Source organism: Streptomyces sp. NPDC006235 (genome assembly GCF_040613735.1).
Taxonomy (GTDB): Bacteria; Actinomycetota; Actinomycetes; order Streptomycetales; family Streptomycetaceae; genus Streptomyces.
Map to the genome: position 1 here is coordinate 33,082 of NZ_JBEXSR010000007.1, position 18,679 is coordinate 51,760.

Here is an 18,679-nt window from a genome sequence, read left to right on the forward strand (position 1 = left end):
TTTCCCCCCGGCGTGTCTCAGCCGGCCACGGACGGTGCCGAACCCGGCAGCGGGCGCCCGGCCGACTCCGCCATGCGCCACACCGCGAAACCGCCGATGACGGCCGCGGCCATCATGTAGTACGCGGGCATCATCATGTTCCCGGTGGCGCCGATCAGGGCCGTGACCGCCAGCGGCGTCGTCCCGCCGAACAGGGACACGGAGACGTTGAAGCCGATGGACAGGGAGCCGTAGCGGACCTTCGTCGGGAACAGCGCCGGGAGCGCCGAGGGCATGGCCGCCGTGAAGCAGACCAGCAGCAGGCCGAGGGCGCCCATGCCGAGGGCGACCGCGAGCAGGCTGCCCTCGCGGATCAGCAGCAGGGCAGGGACGGACAGCAGTAGGAAGCCCGCGCAGCCGGTGGCGATCACCGGGCGGCGGCCGACCCGGTCGGTCAGCGCGCCGGCGAACGGCTGGACGATCATCATCAGGGCCATCACGCCGAGCACGACGAGCAGGCCGTGCGTCTCGTCGTAGTGGAGCTGACCGGTCAGGTAGCTCGGCATGTACGACAGGAGCATGTAGTCGGTGACGTTGAAGACCAGCACCAGGCCTACGCAGAGCAGCAGCGCGCGCCACTGGCCGGTGATCATCTCGCGCAGCGGCACCTTGGGGCGGTGGGTCTCGGCCTTCTCGACCTCGGCCGCGAACGCCGGGGTCTCCTCCAGGCGCAGCCGCAGGTAGAGGCCGATGATGCCCATCGGGCCCGCGATCAGGAAGGGGATGCGCCAGCCCCAGGAGGTCAGGTCGTCGGCGGAGAGCAGGGCCGTCATCACCGTGACCAGGCCCGCGCCGCCGATGTAGCCGGCGAGCGTGCCGAACTCCAGCCAGCTGCCGAGGAAGCCGCGCCGCTTGTCGGGGGCGTACTCGGCGATGAACGTGGAGGCACCCGCGTACTCGCCGCCGGTGGAGAAGCCCTGCACGAGGCGGGCCACCAGGAGCAGGATCGGCGCGCCGACACCGATCGTCGCGTACGACGGGATCAGGCCGATCGCGAAGGTGCCCGCCGCCATCATGATCATGGTGAGCGCGAGGACCTTCTGGCGGCCGACGCGGTCGCCGAGCGGGCCGAAGACCATGCCGCCGAGGGGACGGACCAGGAAGGCCGCGGCGAAGGCGCCGAACGTGGAGAGCAGCTGTGCGGTGGGGTTGCCCGAGGGGAAGAAGACCTTGCCCAGCGTGACCGCGATGTAGCTGTAGACACCGAAGTCGAACCATTCCATCGCGTTGCCCAGCGCCGCCGCCTTCACGGCGCGCTTGACGAGCGCGGGGTCGGTGACGGTGGTCTCGCGGGATTTCGCTGCGCGGCTCTTCAGGCCGGACGCGGGAGCGACGACTGAGACAGTCGACAAGACTCGCTCGCCTACCTTTCGACGGGGACAGGGACGCGGTCCGCGCGGCGGCGCTGTCGTACGGGCCGAAAAGCGACGATAGGCGAAGAAAAGCCCTGTACGGGCGGTACGCCCTTCGTTGCAGGATGCATCTAAACACCGGCTATGCAGGCACGTATGCCCGGCTGGGAGCGGTTCCCACGAGATCTTGATGTGATCCTTCTCGCGTCGCGAGAGGCAACCGCGCGCCTCCCGCACTATCGTCAACCGGACGAAGGGGGGCATACCGGGTAAAGGGTCGACGAGGCGTGGCGAATGCGGAGCGCAGCGGACGACCGGCGGAAGCCTTCGGAGCGACAGCCGTCGGCCGGACCCGCACACCCACCCGCACGCCCACCCGCGCACCCCTGCGCATGGCCTGTCTCGCGCTGTGGCTGATCGTCGCCGCCCTCGTCGCACGCCAGGTCACCGTCGTACTCGGCACCCCTCGCGGCGAGCGGCTGACGGATCTGAAGACCTGGGTCGGGCCGAACGGCGTCCTGCACGTGAACGGCTCGCTCTACGACTCGACCCGCTTCACCGGCACCCCCTTCAACGGCCTCGTCCTCAAGCCCCTCACCCGAGCGGCCGAACAGGCCCTCGGCTGGGGCTGGACCTTCGGCACGCTGCTGCTGGTCGTCGCCCTCGGCCTGGTCGCCGCCCGCGCCCTGCCCCAGCCCGTCGGCCGCCGCACTGCCCTGCTGGCAGCGCCCGTCGCCATCAGCCTGCTCATGCTGTCCCTGCCGGTCCGCAACACCCTGTGGCTCGGCCAGACCAGCATCATCCCGGTCCTGCTCGTCCTGCTGGGCTGCTTCACCGCCCGCGGTCAGCGGACCAGCGGCCTTCTCATCGGCGTCGCGGCAGCGCTCCAGCCCACCCTGCTGCTCTTCACGCCCCTGCTGTGGTGCACCGGCCGCACACGCGCCGCGCTCTCCACCGGCGTCACCTTCGCCGCCTGCACCGCACTGGCCTGGGCGGCGATGCCGCACGACTCCCACCGCTACTGGGTCCACCACCTGGCGGGCGTCGGTCTCGGCGGCCCGGCCGACGACCTCGCGAACCAGTCCCTGCACGGCGCCCTGCTCCGGCTCGGTCTGACCGGCCCCCTGGAGATCGCGCTCTTCCTGACGCTCGGCGCGGCCGTCGCCGTCCTGGCCCTGCGCCGCGCCGTGCGCTACGTCGACGACGGTCAGCTCCTCCTGGCGGTCGCGGTCACCGGCTGCGCCGCGATCGTCGTCTCGCCCACGGCCTGGCAGCACCAGCTGCTGTGGGTGCTGCTCGCGATCGTCGGACGGGCCGGAAGACGCGCCGGTGACCGGTACGTCTGGCCGGTCGCCGTCGTCCTGGTCATGACCCTGCCGACAAGGATGCTGCTTCCGGAGATGCGGGCGCTGGACCCACTGGGCACCAACCTCGTCCTGCTCGCCGCCCTCGCCGCCGCCACGGCCGTGCCGTTCCTCTCCCGCACCTCCCCGCACTACCGGACGCCGCTCCCGCCCGAGTACGCCCCCGCCGCCCCGGCCCGCTTCCGGCACGTCCCGCTCGCGCCCGTCCTGCGCCGGGTCCTCACCCGGCCGAACCTCCTCCTGGAACTGCTCCTCCTGCGGGTCACCTACGCCGCCTACGCCCAGGTCCGGCTCGCCGCGACCGGCGGCAGCAACTCGGCCGGCCGGGCCGAGGCCGAGGAGAACGGCCGGCAGATCCTCGGCCTGGAACGCGCCCTGCACATCGACGTCGAGCACTGGGCCAACCGCACCGTCGTCACGATCGGCTGGCTGCGGGACTTCTGCGACTTCTACTACGTGTCGCTGCACTTCATCGCCCCGCTGACCGTCCTCGCCGTCCTGTACTGGCGCCGCCCGGCCGACTACCGCTGGGCCCGCTCCGCCCTGGGCTTCGCCACCCTGCTCGCCCTGATCGGCTTCTGGCTCTACCCGCTGGCCCCGCCCCGTCTGATGCCGACACTCGGCTTCGTCGACACCGTCCACGGCGTCCAGGACTTCTCCCAGCCCGACTACGGCACGCTCACGTCCCTGACCAACCAGTACGCGGCGATGCCGTCCCTGCACTTCGGCTGGTCACTGTGGTGCGGCGTGGTCATCGCCGTCCTGGCCCGCCGCCGGTGGATCAAGGCCCTGGGGATGCTGCACCCACTGTTCACCCTGTCCGCGATCGTGGCGACCGGGAACCACTGGGTGCTGGACGCGGTGGGCGGGGCCCTGGTGGCCGCGGCGGGCTTCGGTCTCGTGTACGTACTGACGGGCCCCAGGACGGCCACCGAAACCGGTCCTCGACGCATTCCGTCCGAAGTCCGCGCCTAGACGATCGGTGTCACGGGCGGTCGGTGGCCGTCCTGGGCGGGCCGGCCGCACCGACGCACGCCTCGTTGCCCTCGGGGTCGGCCAGCACCCAGTTCGACGGCGCGTCGGCGTCGTTCACCAGGCGGCCGCCGGCCGCGAGGGCCGCTGCTATCCGGACCTCGGCCTGGTCGTACGGCACCCAGACGTCGACGTGGACCCGGTTGCGCTGCGGGCGCGGTGCGTCCATCTGCTGGAAGTAGAACGGTGCTCCGCGGCGGCGCGGGTCTATCAGGTCCTCGCCGCTGTTCGCGCGGTCCTGGTAGCCGAGCAGGGCACGCCAGAACGCCACCACGTCGGGACCTGCGAGGGCATCGATGGTGACCTGGACGGTCTGCACGGCGGACGGGTCGGCCGGTATGCCCAGCGCGCGGGCCACCGCCGAGATCTTCCGGGCCAGCTCGACGTGCCGTTCGGTCAGCCCGTAGTAGTCGTCGGTGACCGTGATCAGCCGTACGGTCACGCCCTCCCGCCGCACGTCGACATCCGGGTGATCGTCCCCGACTCCCGGTAGCTCACCGATCGCCTGCAAGAACCGGGCGCCGACCGCGAACGATCCGGTGCGGAAGTACGCACACGCCCCCTCGCCCACGACGCGCCAGTCCTCCACGCCGACGCTCTCGTGGAACTGCTGCGGCCTCATGTGTTCGGTCATGCGCTCAACGTAGCTCGCGGGTCTGACAAACCCAGTCACCACTAGGCGACGCGCATTCGAACCACACGGTCTTTCCGCCGCCGCGCCACAGCGACACGCCCCACTTGTCGGCCATCGCGTCGAGCAGCAGCAGCCCCCTGCCGCCCTCCGCCTCCGGGTCCGGCGAGGCGGGTGAGCAGGGCAGCCGATCGCAGCCGTCCGTCACCTCCACGCGTACTCCGGCCGGCTGCCGCAGCAACAGCAGTGCGCAGCGGCGGTCCGGGACGTGCTGTACGACGTTCGCCAGCAGCTCGGTCACGCCCAGCTCGACGGCGTCCGACAGTTCGGGCATGCGCCACTCTTCGAGGAAGGAGCGGACGATACGGCGGACGTGGCGGGGGGCGTGTTCACCGACGGTAAGGCGCATCGTGTACTGGGCGGGAATGTATTCGTTCACGGGACGAGCCTGACGTGCCGTGACTACTCTGGGCTACGGAACGGATACAACCGGTCCCGTGGTGGACCGAGTTGCGTGAGAGGGGCTCTGCGTGACCAACATCAACGCCCTTGACCCGGGTGCTTCTCCGCTCGATTACTACGGCTACGAGCTGCGCAGGCGCAGGGAGGCGGCGGGACTGACGCTGAAGCAGCTCGGAGGAATCCTCAACTACACCGGCTCGTTGGTAGGCCAGATCGAGACAGCCCGGAAGGTTCCCACGCCGGAGTTCAGCGAGCGGGTGGATGCGGCGCTGGGCACGGACGGCCTGTTCTCCCGGCTGGTCGAACTGGTGCTGCGGAGTCGGCTCCCGGCCTGGTTCCAGCAGGTGGCCGAGCTGGAGATGCGGGCGACCGAGATCTGCTCCTTCCAGACGCACATGATTCTCGGGCTGCTTCAGACCCATGGATACGCGCAGGCTGTGCTCGGCGCGCTCGACAGGACCGACCTCGAAGACCGCACGGCAGTCCGCCTGGCTCGTCAGCGCGTCTTCGAGAAGGGGGATGCGCCGGTCTTCTGGGCTGTCCTCAGCGAGGCCGCGCTGTGCTTGGAGATCGGCGGCCCGGAGGTGATGCGGGAGCAACTGGCCCACCTGTTGTCGTTCGAGGGCAACCCCCTCATCAACGTTCAGGTGCTGCCGTTCTCAGCCGGTGCTCACGCGGGACTGCAAGGCTCGTTCGACGTCTACCGCTTTACGAGCGACCCCACCATCGTCTACACGGAGGGGTATGGCAGCGGGCATCCGGCCGCGAACCCGGACACGGTCAGGGAGTGTTCGCTCCGTTACGATCACCTCCGGGCCGCCGCGCTTTCCCTCACCGACTCGGCGGAGCTCATCCGGCGCGTAATGGAGGATCGCTATGGAGATGCAGTGGCGTAAGTCGACGTACAGCGGCGACCAGGGCGGCCAGTGCCTCGAAGTCGCGGAAACCCCCCACACCACCATCGCAATACGCGACTCCAAGAACCCGGCGGGACCGATCCTCACCCTCGACCCCGCCACGTTCACCACCTTCGTCAACTGGACGACTACAACCGCTGAATGATCGTGCCGGTGGCCAAACCGCCGCCCGCGCACATCGTGATCAGCGCGAACTCCTTGTCCGTGCGCTCCAGTTCATGAAGCGCCGTCGTGATGAGCCGGGCCCCGGTGGCTCCCACCGGGTGCCCGAGCGCGATCGCGCCGCCGTTCACGTTCACCTTCTCCAGGTCCTGCTCGAAGACCTGCGCCCAGCTCAGTACGACCGACGCGAACGCCTCGTTGATCTCCACCAGGTCGATGTCCTTCAGGGACATCCCGGCCTTGCCCAGCACGGCCCTGGTCGCGTCGATCGGGCCGTCGAGGTGGAAGTGGGGGTCGGCGCCCACCAGGGCCTGGGCCACGATCCGGGCCCGGGGCCGCAGCTTCAGGGCGCGAGCCATCCGCTTCGACGCCCACATGATCGCCGCCGCCCCGTCGGAGATCTGCGACGAGTTGCCGGCCGTATGGACCGCCGTCGGCATGATCGGCTTCAAAGCCGCCAGCGCCTCCGCCGTCGTGTCGCGCAGGCCCTCGTCCTTGTCGACCAGGCGCCACATGCCCTGCCCGGCGTGCTGCTCCTCCTCGGTCGTGGGGACCTGGACCGCGAACGTCTCTCGTTTGAAGCGCTCCTCCGCCCAGGCGTGGGCGGCCCGCTCCTGGGAGGCGAGGCCCAGGGCGTCGACGTTCTCCCGGGTCAGGCCACGGTGGCGGGCGATGCGCTCGGCGGCCTCGAACTGGTTCGGCAGGTCGACGTTCCACTCGTCGGGGAACGGCTTGCCCGGCCCGTGCTTCGAGCCCGACCCGAGCGGCACCCGGGACATCGACTCGACCCCGCAGGAGATACCGACGTCGATCACGCCCGTGGCGACCATGTTGGCCAGCATGTGGGAGGCCTGCTGCGAGGACCCGCACTGCGCGTCGACGGTCGTCGCGGCCGTCTCGTAGGGGAGCCCCATCGTGAGCCAGGCCGTGCGCGCGGGGTTCATGGACTGCTCGCCGGCGTGGGTGACCGTACCGCCGACGATCTGCTCGACGCAGTCGGCCGGGATACCGGTGCGGCCGAGGAGTTCGCGGTACGTCTCGCCCAGGAGGTAGGCGGGGTGCAGGTTGGCGAGCGCGCCTCCGCGCTTGCCGATGGGGGTGCGTACGGCTTCGACGATCACGGGTTCGGCAGCCATGGGTGCGGGTCCTCTCCGGGAGGCTACGCGGAACTAGTACGCGTTCTAGTTCTGCCTGCAGTGTGCTGAGGGCTGCTCGTCGACCGCAAGAGTCGTGCGGGTAATTGAGGAGTCCGTGCCTCTTGCTACTTGTAGAACCCGTTACTACCGTCACCGCAACTCCGCACAGCTGATGCGCCGTCAGAATCAGAGTCGGTACGAGTGGTGGGAGCCGCCCATGTCCTGTCCCGCGCTGCCCGACGGGTTCGACTTCACCGACCCCGACCTGCTGCACAGTCGCGTGCCCCTGCCGGAGTTCGCCGAGCTGCGCCGGGTGGAGCCGGTCTGCTGGGTGCCGCAGCCGGCGGGTCTCGCCGGCTTCCAGGACGAGGGGTACTGGGCGGTCACCCGGCACGCCGACGTCAAGTACGTCTCCACGCACCCGGAGCTGTTCTCGTCGTACCTCAACACGGCGATCATCCGCTTCAACGAGCACATCGACCGCGACTCCATCGACGCGCAGCGGTTCATCCTGCTGAACATGGACCCGCCGGAGCACACGCGGGTCCGGCAGATCGTGCAGCGCGGTTTCACGCCCCGGGCGATCCGCGCGCTGGAGGAGCGGCTGCGGGCCCGTGCCCACGCGATCGTGGCGAGCGCCCGCGCGCACACCGGCCCGTTCGACTTCGTCACTCAGGTCGCCTGCGAACTGCCCCTCCAGGCGATAGCCGAGCTGATGGGCGTACCGCAGGAGGATCGGGACAAGATCTTCGACTGGTCCAACAAGATGATCGCCTACGACGATCCCGAGTACGCCATCACCGCGGAGGTCGGCGCCGAGTCGGCCACGGAGATCATCGCCTACGCGATGAACATGGCAGCCGAACGCAAGCAGTGCCCCGCCCACGACATCGTCACGCAGTTGGTGGCGGCGGAGGACCAGGGGAACCTCAACTCCGACGAGTTCGGCTTCTTCGTGCTGATGCTGGCCGTCGCGGGCAACGAGACCACCCGCAACGCCATCACCCACGGCATGCACGCCTTCCTCACCCACCCCGAGCAGTGGGAGCTGTACAAGAGGGAGCGGCCGTCGACGACGGCGGAGGAGATCGTGCGCTGGGCGACCCCGGTCGCCGCCTTCCAGCGCACCGCCACCCAGGACACCGAACTGGGCGGCAAGCTCATCCGTAAGGGCGACCGGGTGGGGCTCTTCTACGCCTCCGCCAACCACGACCCCGAGGTCTTCGACGAGCCGGACGCCTTCGACATCACGCGCGACCCCAACCCCCACCTCGGTTTCGGAGGCGGCGGCCCGCACTACTGCCTGGGCAAGTCCCTCGCCGTGCTGGAGATCGACCTCATCTTCAACGCGATCGCCGACGCCATGCCGGGTCTCCAACTCGTCGAGGATCCGCGCCGATTGAGGTCGGCGTGGATCAACGGAGTGAAGGAACTCCGGGTTCGGGCTCAGTGACCGTAGTAACCGTCACTGCGGTTGGCGCAGCCCCGCGACGAGGAGCGCGACCAGTCGGCGCGCGTCGTAGCGGGGGTCGCTGTCGGCGCCGACGCAGAGGTTTCCGATGCCGCGCATGAACTGGTACGCGTCGAGGTCGGAGCGGATCTCGCCGGAATCGGCGGCGGCGTGGAGCAGGTGGGTGCACACCGGCAGGAGGCGATCGAGGAAGTAGGTGTGCAGCGGCCCGAAGCAGGTGCTGTCCCCCTGCATCGCGGTGGCCAGGCCGTGCTTGGTGACCAGGAAGTCGACGAAGAGATCGACCCACCGCACCAGGGCGGCATGGGGCGTCGGGCCGTCCGCCAGCAGGGCCGGGCCCGCTTCGGCGCAGGCGTCGACCTGGTGGCGGTAGACGGCGATGACGAGGTCCGCCCGGGTGGGGAAGTGGCGGTAGATCGTGCCCACCCCGACGCCGGCCTTGGCCGCGATGTCCCGTACCGGCGCGTCCACGCCCGAGCTGACGAAGACCTCGGCGGCCGCGTCCAGCAGGGCCTGCTGGTTGCGCCGGGCGTCCTTGCGCTTGGACCGGGCCGGGCTTCCGGCGCTCTGGCCGCTGTCGTTCACCGTGTCGTCCTTCCGTGCGGTTGCGTACGTCGAGTGCATTGCGTGCGGTTGTAAAGCGGAACCGTGTTCCGTATCGTGAGGGATGTAATCGGAACGGTGTTCCGTTTCCTTCATGATGGCAGACCTGATCGGAGGGCACTCCCATGCCCGGCTCTTCCCTGTCCGACTCCACTACGGTGATCTCCGCGAAGCCGGTGGTCCTGCCCGCCCCGGGCCGCGGTGAGGACCTCCAGGTCCGCGTGTCCGCCCCCGCGACCGGCGGCGATCTGCCCGTGGTCGTCTTCTCGCACGGCTTCGGCTGGTCGATGAACGGCTACGCCCCGCTGGCCGACTTCTGGGCCGCGCAGGGCTTCGTGGTGGTGCAGCCCACCCACCTGGACTCCAGGACGCTGGGCCTGCCACCCGAGGACCCCCGCACGCCGCGGATCTGGCGCTTCCGTATCGAGGACCTCACGCGGGTGCTGGACGGACTCGACGTCCTCGAAGCCTCCGTACCGGGCCTCGCCGGACGCCTCGACCGCGACCGTATCGCCGTGGTCGGCCACTCCTGGGGAGCCCAGACGGCGAGCACGCTCCTGGGTGCGCGCATTCTCGGCTCCGACGGTGTTCCCGGCGAGGACATGTCCGACGCGCGTGTGAAGGCGGGTGTGCTGCTCGCCATGGCCGGCCTGGGCGACGACCTGACCCCGTTCGCCGTCGAGCACCTGCCCTTCATGAGGCCGTCCTTCCACACCATGACCACGCCGGCGCTCATCGTCGCCGGGGACCGTGACGACTCCGCGCTGTCCACGCGCGGACCCGACTGGTTCACCGACCCCTACACCTACAGCCCGGGCAACAAGAGCCTCCTCACGCTGTTCGGGGCGGAGCACTCGCTCGGGGGCATCCCCGGCTACGAGGTGGCGGAGACGACCGACGAGAGTCCCGCACGCGTCGCACTGCTCCAGCGCCTCACCACCGCCTACCTGCGCAGCGCCCTCTACTCGGGGGACACCAGCTGGAAGGCGGCGGCCGCCGCGCTGGAGGAGGACCCCGACCCGTTGGGGAAGATCGAGAGCAAGTAGGCGAAGGCGGCGGCCCCGGGGATCAGGGAGCCGCCGCCTTCGGTCTGTGGGGGTGGGTGTTCTCAGGAGTGGCCCGGCCAGCGAAACAGGCACGCCGGATGCCCGCAAGGAGCCCGCTTACTAGGGGTGGCCGCATGTGCGCGGAAGGTCCGCCTTGTGACCGGGGGTTGTTCCTACGGCCCCGCTTCGTAGGTGACGGGGGCCATGTGGGGGGCTTCACGCCCGGGGCGCCTCGAACGTGACCGGCGTCTCGAAGGCCGCCCGGCGGGTGGCGCGGCGCAGCGCCCGCAGGACCGCGGGGCCGAGCGTGAGCGTCAGCACGACCGTGACGACGGCGCGGCCCAGGTCCCAGCCCAGTGAGGTGGCCAGGCAGTACGCGAGGAAACGGGCCAGGTTGGTGGCGACCGCCGCGTGCGGGTCGAAGCCGACGTTCGACGCGAGGGCGCTCATGAAGGGCCAGCCGGCCAGGTTCATGACCGTGCCGTAGGCGAAGGCGGCGAGGAAGCCGTAGCCCGCGAGCAGCACGAGCTCCGCCCGGCCGCGCAGCCGGTCCGGGCCCGGCAGCAGGCCCGCGCCCATCGCGAACCAGCCCATCGCCAGCATCTGGAACGGCAGCCACGGGCCCACCCCGCCCGTGAGCAGCGCGGACGCGAACATCGTCACCGAGCCGAGGACGAACCCGAACCCCGGTCCGAGGACCCGCCCGCTCAGCACCATCAGGAAGAACATCGGCTCGATACCGGCCGTACCGGCGCCGATCGGCCGCAGGGCCGCCCCCGTCGCGGCCAGCACGCCGAGCATCGCGACCGCTTTCGGGCCGAGACCGGCCTCCGAGATCGCCGCGGCCACCACCGCCACGAGCAGCACCAGCAGGCCCGCGAAGAGCCAGGGCGCGTCCTGCGCGTGCGCGCTGAGCCGCGAGGTGGGCGGGGTCAGGAACGGCCAGCCGAAGCCGATGACGCCGACCGCGCTGACGAGGGCCAGGGCGGTGACGGAGCGGGGGCCGAGGCGGACGGCTCGGGCCTGGCGCTGAGTGTTCACGAGATGGTCCCGGGCTGGAGGGCCGCGCGGACCTGGGAGACCGTGAGCCAGTGCTGCGGGGCCAGGATCTTGGTGACCTGTGGGGCGAAGGAGGGGGAGGAGACGACGACGTCCGCCGTCGGGCCGTCGGCGATCACCTCGCCGTCGGCGAGCAGGACGACCCGGTGGGCGATCTCGGCGGCCAGCTCCACGTCGTGCGTGGCCAGCACGATGGCGTGCCCCTCGGCGGCGAGGATGCGCAGCACCGCGACCAGGCGGGCCTTCGCCGCGTAGTCCAGGCCGCGGGTCGGCTCGTCCAGCAGGAGCAGCGGGGGCCGGGCGGTGAGTACGACGGCCAGGGCGAGGGCGAGCCGCTGGCCCTCCGAGAGGTCCCGGGGGTGAGTGTCGTCGGTGACGCCGGGGAGCAGTTCGGTGACCAGGGCACGGCAGGTGCCGGGTTCTGCGTCCGCGTCCTGGTCGGCCGCGGCGCACTCTGCGGCGACGGTGTCGGCGTAGAGGAGGTCGCGGGGTTCCTGTGGTACCAGGCCGACTTTGCGGACGAGGTCCTGCGGGCGTGTGCGGTGGGGGAGTGCGTCCCCGACCCGGACGGATCCCGAGGTGGGTGTGACGAGGCCGACCAGGGAGTTGAGCAGGGTCGATTTTCCTGCGCCGTTGCGGCCCATGAGGGCGATCGTCTCGCCGGGGGTGATGGTGAGGTCGATGCCGCGGAGGGCCTGGATGCGGGCGCGGGTGACGGAGAGGGCTGAGGCTGCGCCTACTGGGGTGGGGGGTGCGGAGTGTTGGCGGGTGCGGGTTGTGTGTGGCTTGTCGCGCAGTTCCCCGCGCCCCTGGAGGGCGATGTTCTCCCGAACCTCGAGTTGCCGGCGTAGGTCTGATGCGCGGCGGCGGGCGTCGCGGACGGTCATCGGCAGGGGGGACCAGCCTGCCAAGCGGCCCAGGGCCACCACCGGTGGATACACCGGGGAGACGGCCATCACCTCGGCCGGGGCGCCCAGGATCGGGGGTATGCCCGGGCCCGGCAGCAGGGCGATCTGGTCGGCGTACTGGATGACGCGTTCCAGGCGGTGTTCGGCCAGGAGGACCGTCGTGCCGAGGTCGTGGACGAGGCGCTGGAGGACCGCCAGGACCTCCTCGGCGGCGGCCGGGTCGAGCGCGGAGGTCGGCTCGTCCAGGACGAGGACGCTCGGGTGCGGGGTGAGGACCGAGCCGATCGCGACGCGCTGCTGCTGGCCGCCGGAGAGCGTGGCGATCGGACGGTGGCGCAGGTCGGCCAGGCCGAGCAGGTCGAGGGTCTCCTCGACGCGGCGGCGCATCACGTCCGGGGCGAGGCCCAGGGACTCCATGCCGTAGGCGAGTTCGTCCTCGACGGTGTCGGTGACGAAGTGGGAGAGGGGATCCTGGCCCACCGTGCCGACGACGTCGGCGAGTTCGCGCGGCTTGTGGGTGCGGGTGTCGCGGCCGGCGACCGTGACCCGGCCGCGCAGGGTACCGCCGGTGAAGTGCGGCACGAGCCCGCTGACCGCGCCCAGGACCGTGGACTTGCCGACACCGGACGGGCCGGCCAGGAGGACGAGTTCGCCCTCCGGGACCTCGAAGTCGACGCTCTGGACGGCGGGTTCGGCGGCACCGTCGTACGTCACGGACACGTCCTCGAAGCGGATCACAACGGCTCCTTGGGATCGGGGGCGACGAACGCGGGCAGCAGGCCGAGGAGGATCGCCGCCGCGGGCCAGAGGGGGAGCGTGGGGGCCACGAGCGGTACCACGCCGGGGTGCAGGGCCGCGGGGTCGCGGGCGGCGGCGAGCGTGAGCAGCGCCGCGACCGCCACGCCGGAGGCGACGACCAGCCAGGCGCGCACGTCCCAGCAGTCGGGACGGTAGCGGGTGCGCGGCGACCGCCGTCCGCCGAGCCGGAGACCCGCGAGGGCGGCGGCGAGGCCGGTGAGGAGGACCGGGATGCCGTAGGTGGCGCCCTCGGCGGTGAGCAGACCGTACGTTCCGGCGCACACGCCGAGCAGACCGCCGAGGGTGAGGGCGGCGGTGGTGCGGCGGACGGCGGCGGGGACCTGGGCGGTACGGCCGTAGCCGCGGGCGTCCATCGCGGCGGCGAGCGACACCGAGCGCTCCAGCGCGCCCTCCAGGACCGGCAGGCCCACCTGCAGCAGGCCCCGGAGGCCCTTGTCCGGGCGGCCGCGCAGGCGGCGGGCGGCGCGCAGGCGCTGCACGTCGGCGATGAGGTTCGGCGCGAAGGTCAGGGCCACGACGACCGCGACGCCCATCTCGTACAGGGCGCCCGGGAGGGACTTGAGCAGGCGGGAGGGGTTCGCGAGGGCGTTCGCGGCGCCGACGCAGATGAGCAGGGTGGCCAGTTTCAGGCCGTCGTACAGGGCGAAGGTGAGGGCCTCGGCGGTGACCGCGCCGCCGAGGCGGATGCCCTGGGCCCAGGCGGGGAGGCCGACTTCGGGGAGGGTGAGGAGGGTGTGCGTGCCGGGGATGGGGGAGCCGAGGATCGTGGCGAAGAGCAGGCGGATGAGCAGGACGGCGAGGGCGAGCTTGACGAAGGCGCCGTAGGAGCGGGACCAGGGGGTGTCGGGGCGGCGGGTGGCCACGACGTAGGCGGAGACCGTGATGAGGAGGGTGAGGAGGAGGGGGTTGGTAGTGCGGGTGGCGGCGGTGGCGAGGGAGAGGGACCAGAGCCACCAGGCGCCGGGGTGGAGGGGGGTGGGCTGCGCAACCCGGCGCTGTGGGGTGCCGCTCTTCGGGACGGGCGCCGCCCCAGCGGCACGACTGCCCGCAGGCTCGGGCGTCGTCCTACGCACGTCGGCGTACCTGCCACACTGCTGCTCCGCCCAAGGCCACCACCACTGCGATGCCCGCCACCAGGCCGAGGGACGGGCCGTCGTCCGAGGTGTCCTTCTTCTGCGCGGACGGCTTCTGCTTTCCGGCCACTTGCTCCCCGCAGCCCTTCTCCGGGTAGCCCGAGATGGCACACAACAGGGCGTTCGTGTCGTAGCGCAGTGGCTTGGCCACCGTCGCCAGGGCCTCGGCCGTCGTCGCGTCGGGGGAGACCTGCGCGCAGGCCGTTCGGGGAGCGGGTGGGGTTTCGCCGGACGGGGCGTCCGTCGTCGTGCCGAAGTCGAGGAGCAGGGCCACCCGCTTCTTGCCGTCCCGTGCGGGCGTTGCGCCGCAGATCGTCTTGAAGTCGGCCTGGCCGCGCGGCCGGGCCGCGTCGCCGGAGTCCTCGCTCACCGCGAAGCGGAAGCCCTGGACGTCGCCGTCGGAGGGGCGGGCCGTGGACGGGCCCTGGGTGGCGTACACCCAGTGGTCGCCGTCGCGATCCCAGAACGACCAGTACCGGTAGCCGGCGGCCTGGGCCTGACCCGCTCCCGCGCACAGCAGGAGCGAGGCCAGGAGGAGCAGAACGGCCCGGCGGATCACGGCTGCTGCCTCTTCCGGCGGCCGCTGAAGAGGAATCCGATGCCGACGCCGGCGACGAGGCAGACACCGACGTACCACCAGACGCCGAAGACGCCCGAGTCCGAGTCGCTCTTTTCCTCCGCCGCTCGGGTCTTCCCGGCGGTCTGCGGGGCCGGGCCCGTCGCGTTGAGCTGCTTGACCAGGTCGGTGCCGCCGAAGTCGCGCGGGTCCGTGCCGGTCGCGTGGGCGGCGAAGATCAGCTGGGCGTAGGCGGCAGGGCCGTTCTGGGCGGCCCAGGCCGAGGCGTTCTTCTCCAGCCATTGCAGGGACTTCGCGGCCTGCCCGGTGTCGCCGCGCGCGGCGAGTGCGACGACCGCGTCGGCGGTGTTGCCGTAGTCGGGCTGGGGGTCCGAGCCGGGGGTGGGGGAGGTGAGGTGGCCGTCCTCGGCGAGAGCCTTGGTGAGGTAGGCGGCTCCGTTGGCCGCGGCCTGCTGCGGCGTCTTCTCGTCCTCGCAGACCTGGCCCTTCGCGGCCTCGGTCTTCTCGCCGGGCTTCACCACCAGGCCCTTGCCCAGGGCGCCCAGCACGCCCGCTGCGGTGGCGTCGGCGTTGGCGGTCAGTTCGCCCTTCTCGTCCGGCTGGAACGCGAAGGCGCCCGCGTCGTCGCCGTCGCAGCCGAGGGCGAGGGTCAGCAGCGCGTCGTAGGGCGACTTGCCGCCCTTCTCGACCTGTTGCGGCTTCTCGCCGGCGGCGGTCAGCGCGCCGATGACGACGGAGGTGGAGTTGGTGTCGCTGGCGCCGCCGGGCGTGTAGCCCCAGCCGCCGTCCTTGTTCTGGACCTTCTTCAGCCAGGAGACGGCCTTGCCGGTGACGGCGTCGTGCCCGCCGAGGGCGGTGAGGGCCTGTACGGCGGCGGCCGTCTGGTTGGTGTCGACCATGGTCTTGGCGTCGCACGCGGCGGTGGGATCGGCGCGGTACGGGGCGAAGGAACCGTCCGCGCACTGCTGGCGCACCAGCCACTGCACGGACTTCGCCGCGGGCTTCACCCCCACGGTGTGCTGCGCGAGCAGGGCGAGTGACTGGCGCCAGACGCCGTCGTACTTCGGGTCCTTGCCCCCGTACAGGGCGGACGGGAACGCCTGGGACGGGGAGGGGGACGGGGCGGCGGCGGCCGGTGTGGCGGCGCCGATCACGGCGACGGCGGCCAGGACCGCGGCGCTGCGGCGGACGTTCATGATCGGCGGGTGCCTCTCCCTGCGGGGAGCCGGGCAGCACGGGGCACCCCCGCGGCTCGGCTCCGTATACCTCGACGGTGCCGTGCACCGGCGCTCCGCCGGACACGTGAGCCGGTCACGAACCGTACGGGGCGATCCGGCTCACCACCTCGGCGGCGGTACACGGTTGCGGGTCAGCGCCGGAATTGCACCGGCTTCCCCCCGTACGGGTGTGATGACGACCTGCCCACTGTACCCGCACGCCCAGAACGGGCCGAGGGGGTGCCGGGAGGCCGGAGTACCTTCGGTTCATGCGGCCACCACCCGGACGACTGCTCGGCTCCGGCCGCCGCGCCGACGTGTACGAGATCGACGAGGCGTGGGTGCTGCGGCGTGAACGGGAGGGCGGGGGAGACGCGGCGGGCGAGGGCGCGGTGATGGCGCACGTGCACGCCCACGGCTACCCGGTGCCCCGGGTCCGCCCGACCGGCTCGCGCACGGACCTGGTGATGGAACGGCTCCCCGGCCCGACCCTGCTCCAGGCCTGCCTGGCGGGCACGCTGGATCCGACGGAGGCGGGCTCGGTGCTCGCCCGGCTGCTGCGCCGGCTCCACACCCTCCCCGCCCTGCGCTCCACCGACCCGGCCGTCCGCGTCCTGCACCTGGATCTGCACCCGGAGAACGTGATCATGACCCCCGACGGCCCCCGCGTCATCGACTGGTCGAACACGGAGGAGGGCGACCCGGCCCTGGACTGGGCGGTGTCCGCCGTGATCCTCGCCCAGGCCGCCGTAGCCGGTGACGCGCTCTCCGCCCCGGCCCGCACCATGCTGACCGCCCTGCTGGAGGGTCCGTCCCCCCTCACCCGGACCGCACTGGCGGAGGCCCTGCGCCGCCGGTCCGCCGACCCGGCCATGAGCCGGGCCGAAGTCGAACTGCTGGGCCGGGCAGAGGAGTTGGTCCTGTCCCAGGGGCGAACACACTGACGAACAAGCTAACGTGGGGCTCCACGACCACACGCAGGAGCGTCCATGAGTGATCAGGCGGGGAACTCCGGGCAGGAGCCGCTTCCCAAGATCGACACGTCCGTGCCGCACTCGGCCCGGATCTGGAACTACTGGCTGGGCGGGAAGGACAACTACGAAGTCGACCGTGTGGCCGGGGACGCGTTCCGCGAGATCTTCCCGGGCATCGAGACCGGGGCCCGCGCCGCCCGCTACTTCCTCGCCCGCGCCGTCCGCCACCTCGCCGCCGAGGAGGGCATCCGCCAGTTCCTGGACATCGGGACCGGGCTGCCCAACGTGGACAACACCCACCAGATCGCCCAGCAGGTGGCCCCGGACAGCCGGATCGTCTACGTCGACAACGACCCGCTGGTGCTGGCCCACGCCCGTGCGCTGCTCACCAGCACCCCGGAAGGCGTCACCAACTACGTCGACGCCGACCTGCGCGAGCCGGACACGATCATCCGGGAAGCCGGCAAGACGCTGGACTTCGGCCGGCCCGTCGCCCTCATGCTGATGGGCATCCTGGGCCACATCGAGGACCACGACGACGCACGCTCGATCGTGCGGCAGCTGGTGGACGCCCTGCCTCCCGGCAGCTACCTCGTCCAGTACGACAGCACCGACACCAGCGAGGACTACGTCCGGGCCATCGAGCAGTACAACGACGGCGGTTCGATCCCGTACATCCTGCGCAGCCCCGAGCAGATCGCCCGCTACTTCGACGGTCTGGAACTGCTCGAACCGGGCGTGACGTCCTGCTCGCGCTGGCGCCCCGACGCCGCGGCCCTGGATCTCCCCGCGGAGGTGCACCAGTACGGCGGCGTCGCCCTGAAACGCTGACCTCTCAGGTCTCCTGCGGGGATCAGGTCTCCTGAAGGATGCGGTGGAGGATGGTCGGAGTCTCGTCCGGTGACTCGGCTTCGACCACCAGCCGGTTCATCGCGTCCCAGTAGCACTCGATCTCGGCCGGCCGGTCGGGATAGAGCGCGGTGGTGAGCTGTTCGAGGTAGACCACGTCGGGCAACTCGCCGCCGGGCAGGCGCAGGATCGTGACCGGACCGCCCTCCGCGGCGTGGCCGCCGGCGCGGAACGGCAGGATCTGCACCGTGACCTGCGGCAGCCGGCAGATCTCGATGAGATACCTGAGCTGCGCGCGCATGACGGACAGGCCGCCCACCGGGCGGCGCAGCGCCGCCTCGTCGATCACCGCCCACAACTGGGTCGCGGGCTGCCGGTGCAGTATCCGCTGGCGGGACATCCGCAGCGCGACCCGCCGTTCCATCTCCTGCGCACCGGCGTCCGGATGGGCCAGCCGCAGGGAGGCCCGTGCGTAGTCGGCGGTCTGGAGCAGCCCGGGAACACGCTGGACCTGGAAGCAGCGGATGACACTCGCCGCCTGCTCGGCGCCGAGGTACGTCTGCATCCAAGTCGGCACCACGTCGCTGTAGTACTGCCACCAGGCCGGGGTGTTGGCCTGCTCGGCCAGCGCCAGCAGGGTCGCGCGCTCGGCCTCGTCCGTGACGCCGTAGAGCGTGAGCAGATCGGTGACGTCCCGCCGCTTGAACCCGTGCCGGCCGGCCTCCATCCGGCTGATCTTGGACGAGGAGGCCCGGATGACATGCCCGGCGTCCGCCCGGCCGATACCCCGCTCCTCGCGCAACCGCCGGAGCCGGGCGCCCAGCGCCAGCCGCGGCACCATGGGCCCGGCCGACCTGCTGTCCAGAGCTCCGCTGCCGGACGTCGTACGAGCGGCCTCTTCGGTGCCCATGGGATGTCTCCTTGCGGT

The 18,679-nt window shown here is 71.4% G+C and carries 18 protein-coding genes and 1 riboswitch; of the genes, 7 read left to right on the forward strand and 11 right to left on the reverse strand.

The window, feature by feature from the left end:
• Positions 1-17 precede the first annotated feature (17 nt).
• Positions 18-1,355: a glycine betaine/L-proline transporter ProP gene (gene proP / locus ABZ192_RS11095; RefSeq protein WP_356924425.1), complete on the reverse strand. Its 1,338-nt coding sequence runs from the start codon at positions 1,353-1,355 to the stop codon at positions 18-20.
• Positions 1,356-1,678: 323 nt separating this feature from the next.
• On the opposite strand from proP, the gene ABZ192_RS11100 reads away from it, so the two are divergent.
• Positions 1,679-3,730, forward strand: a complete 2,052-nt coding sequence (locus tag ABZ192_RS11100) for a phosphatase PAP2 family protein (protein ID WP_356924219.1) — start codon at positions 1,679-1,681, stop codon at positions 3,728-3,730.
• Positions 3,731-3,740: 10 nt separating this feature from the next.
• On the opposite strand, the gene ABZ192_RS11105 is transcribed toward ABZ192_RS11100, so the two are convergent.
• Together ABZ192_RS11105 and ABZ192_RS11110 are read right to left on the reverse strand one after the other, a co-directional pair.
• The gene (locus ABZ192_RS11105; RefSeq protein WP_356924220.1) at positions 3,741-4,421 is read right to left on the reverse strand and encodes a VOC family protein; all 681 of its coding nucleotides are present in this window, start codon (positions 4,419-4,421) and stop codon (positions 3,741-3,743) included.
• 4 nt (positions 4,422-4,425) lie between these two features.
• Positions 4,426-4,857, reverse strand: a complete 432-nt coding sequence (locus ABZ192_RS11110; protein ID WP_356924221.1) for an ATP-binding protein — start codon at positions 4,855-4,857, stop codon at positions 4,426-4,428.
• A gap of 91 nt (positions 4,858-4,948) precedes the next feature.
• On the opposite strand from ABZ192_RS11110, the gene ABZ192_RS11115 reads away from it, so the two are divergent.
• Both ABZ192_RS11115 and ABZ192_RS11120 read left to right on the forward strand, forming a co-directional pair.
• Positions 4,949-5,776 carry a helix-turn-helix transcriptional regulator gene (locus ABZ192_RS11115; RefSeq protein ID WP_356924222.1) on the forward strand — a complete coding sequence of 276 codons (828 nt, stop codon included), beginning with the start codon at positions 4,949-4,951 and terminating at the stop codon, positions 5,774-5,776.
• The gene (locus ABZ192_RS11120; RefSeq protein WP_356924223.1) at positions 5,763-5,942 is read left to right on the forward strand and encodes a DUF397 domain-containing protein; all 180 of its coding nucleotides are present in this window, start codon (positions 5,763-5,765) and stop codon (positions 5,940-5,942) included. The genes ABZ192_RS11115 and ABZ192_RS11120 overlap by 14 nt, the downstream gene beginning before the upstream one ends.
• Here ABZ192_RS11120 and ABZ192_RS11125 read toward each other — a convergent pair.
• A complete protein-coding gene (locus ABZ192_RS11125) occupies positions 5,926-7,095 on the reverse strand; it encodes a steroid 3-ketoacyl-CoA thiolase (protein ID WP_356924224.1) in 1,170 nt (389 codons plus the stop codon). The two genes, ABZ192_RS11120 and ABZ192_RS11125, sit on opposite strands and share 17 nt — an antisense overlap.
• 217 nt (positions 7,096-7,312) lie before the next feature.
• On the opposite strand from ABZ192_RS11125, the gene ABZ192_RS11130 reads away from it, so the two are divergent.
• Complete coding sequence (locus tag ABZ192_RS11130) at positions 7,313-8,548, forward strand: cytochrome P450 (RefSeq protein ID WP_356924225.1); 1,236 nt, start codon at positions 7,313-7,315, stop codon at positions 8,546-8,548.
• A gap of 12 nt (positions 8,549-8,560) precedes the next feature.
• Here ABZ192_RS11130 and ABZ192_RS11135 read toward each other — a convergent pair whose 3' ends face one another.
• On the reverse strand, positions 8,561-9,151 hold the full coding sequence (locus tag ABZ192_RS11135) for a TetR/AcrR family transcriptional regulator (RefSeq protein WP_356924226.1): 591 nt from the start codon (positions 9,149-9,151) through the stop codon (positions 8,561-8,563).
• A 143-nt stretch (positions 9,152-9,294) separates the two neighbouring features.
• Here ABZ192_RS11135 and ABZ192_RS11140 point away from each other — a divergent pair, with 143 nt between their 5' ends.
• Complete coding sequence (locus ABZ192_RS11140) at positions 9,295-10,215, forward strand: alpha/beta fold hydrolase (RefSeq protein WP_356924227.1); 921 nt, start codon at positions 9,295-9,297, stop codon at positions 10,213-10,215.
• Between the two features lie 216 nt (positions 10,216-10,431).
• Here ABZ192_RS11140 and ABZ192_RS11145 read toward each other — a convergent pair whose 3' ends face one another.
• Genes ABZ192_RS11145 through ABZ192_RS11165 form a run of 5 tightly spaced genes read right to left on the reverse strand, consistent with a single transcriptional unit; the run spans position 10,432 to position 15,907 of the window.
• The gene (locus ABZ192_RS11145) at positions 10,432-11,256 is read right to left on the reverse strand and encodes an ECF transporter S component (protein ID WP_356924228.1); all 825 of its coding nucleotides are present in this window, start codon (positions 11,254-11,256) and stop codon (positions 10,432-10,434) included.
• Positions 11,253-12,920, reverse strand: coding sequence for an ATP-binding cassette domain-containing protein (locus ABZ192_RS11150; protein ID WP_356924229.1), 1,668 nt, complete (start codon positions 12,918-12,920; stop codon positions 11,253-11,255). Before ABZ192_RS11150 ends, ABZ192_RS11145 begins: the two co-directional genes overlap by 4 nt.
• Positions 12,917-14,074, reverse strand: a complete 1,158-nt coding sequence (locus ABZ192_RS11155; RefSeq protein ID WP_356924230.1) for a CbiQ family ECF transporter T component — start codon at positions 14,072-14,074, stop codon at positions 12,917-12,919. Before ABZ192_RS11155 ends, ABZ192_RS11150 begins: the two co-directional genes overlap by 4 nt.
• On the reverse strand, positions 14,067-14,693 hold the full coding sequence (locus ABZ192_RS11160; protein ID WP_356924231.1) for an SCO2322 family protein: 627 nt from the start codon (positions 14,691-14,693) through the stop codon (positions 14,067-14,069). Before ABZ192_RS11160 ends, ABZ192_RS11155 begins: the two co-directional genes overlap by 8 nt.
• Positions 14,690-15,907, reverse strand: a complete 1,218-nt coding sequence (locus ABZ192_RS11165) for a prenyltransferase/squalene oxidase repeat-containing protein (protein WP_356924232.1) — start codon at positions 15,905-15,907, stop codon at positions 14,690-14,692. The genes ABZ192_RS11160 and ABZ192_RS11165 overlap by 4 nt, the downstream gene beginning before the upstream one ends.
• A gap of 129 nt (positions 15,908-16,036) precedes the next feature.
• A riboswitch (cobalamin riboswitch) is annotated at positions 16,037-16,108 on the reverse strand.
• A gap of 89 nt (positions 16,109-16,197) precedes the next feature.
• Here ABZ192_RS11165 and ABZ192_RS11170 point away from each other — a divergent pair.
• Complete coding sequence (locus ABZ192_RS11170; RefSeq protein ID WP_356924233.1) at positions 16,198-16,872, forward strand: phosphotransferase; 675 nt, start codon at positions 16,198-16,200, stop codon at positions 16,870-16,872.
• Between the two features lie 45 nt (positions 16,873-16,917).
• Complete coding sequence (locus ABZ192_RS11175; RefSeq protein ID WP_356924234.1) at positions 16,918-17,733, forward strand: SAM-dependent methyltransferase; 816 nt, start codon at positions 16,918-16,920, stop codon at positions 17,731-17,733.
• A gap of 22 nt (positions 17,734-17,755) precedes the next feature.
• On the opposite strand, the gene ABZ192_RS11180 is transcribed toward ABZ192_RS11175, so the two are convergent.
• Positions 17,756-18,661: a helix-turn-helix transcriptional regulator gene (locus tag ABZ192_RS11180; RefSeq protein WP_356924235.1), complete on the reverse strand. Its 906-nt coding sequence runs from the start codon at positions 18,659-18,661 to the stop codon at positions 17,756-17,758.
• Between the last annotated feature and the right edge of the window lie 18 nt (positions 18,662-18,679).

Excerpts from the sequence above, each read along its gene's own strand:
- ABZ192_RS11105 (WP_356924220.1), bottom strand. The coding sequence starts at position 4,421 with ATGACCGAACACATGAGGCCGCAGCAGTTCCACGAGAGCGTCGGCGTG.
- ABZ192_RS11120 (WP_356924223.1), top strand. The coding sequence starts at position 5,763 with ATGCAGTGGCGTAAGTCGACGTACAGCGGCGACCAGGGCGGCCAGTGC.
- ABZ192_RS11125 (WP_356924224.1), bottom strand. The coding sequence starts at position 7,095 with ATGGCTGCCGAACCCGTGATCGTCGAAGCCGTACGCACCCCCATCGGC.
- ABZ192_RS11130 (WP_356924225.1), top strand. The coding sequence starts at position 7,313 with ATGTCCTGTCCCGCGCTGCCCGACGGGTTCGACTTCACCGACCCCGAC.
- ABZ192_RS11140 (WP_356924227.1), top strand. The coding sequence starts at position 9,295 with ATGCCCGGCTCTTCCCTGTCCGACTCCACTACGGTGATCTCCGCGAAG.
- ABZ192_RS11165 (WP_356924232.1), bottom strand. The coding sequence starts at position 15,907 with ATGAACGTCCGCCGCAGCGCCGCGGTCCTGGCCGCCGTCGCCGTGATC.
- ABZ192_RS11170 (WP_356924233.1), top strand. The coding sequence starts at position 16,198 with ATGCGGCCACCACCCGGACGACTGCTCGGCTCCGGCCGCCGCGCCGAC.
- ABZ192_RS11175 (WP_356924234.1), top strand. The coding sequence starts at position 16,918 with ATGAGTGATCAGGCGGGGAACTCCGGGCAGGAGCCGCTTCCCAAGATC.
- ABZ192_RS11180 (WP_356924235.1), bottom strand. The coding sequence starts at position 18,661 with ATGGGCACCGAAGAGGCCGCTCGTACGACGTCCGGCAGCGGAGCTCTG.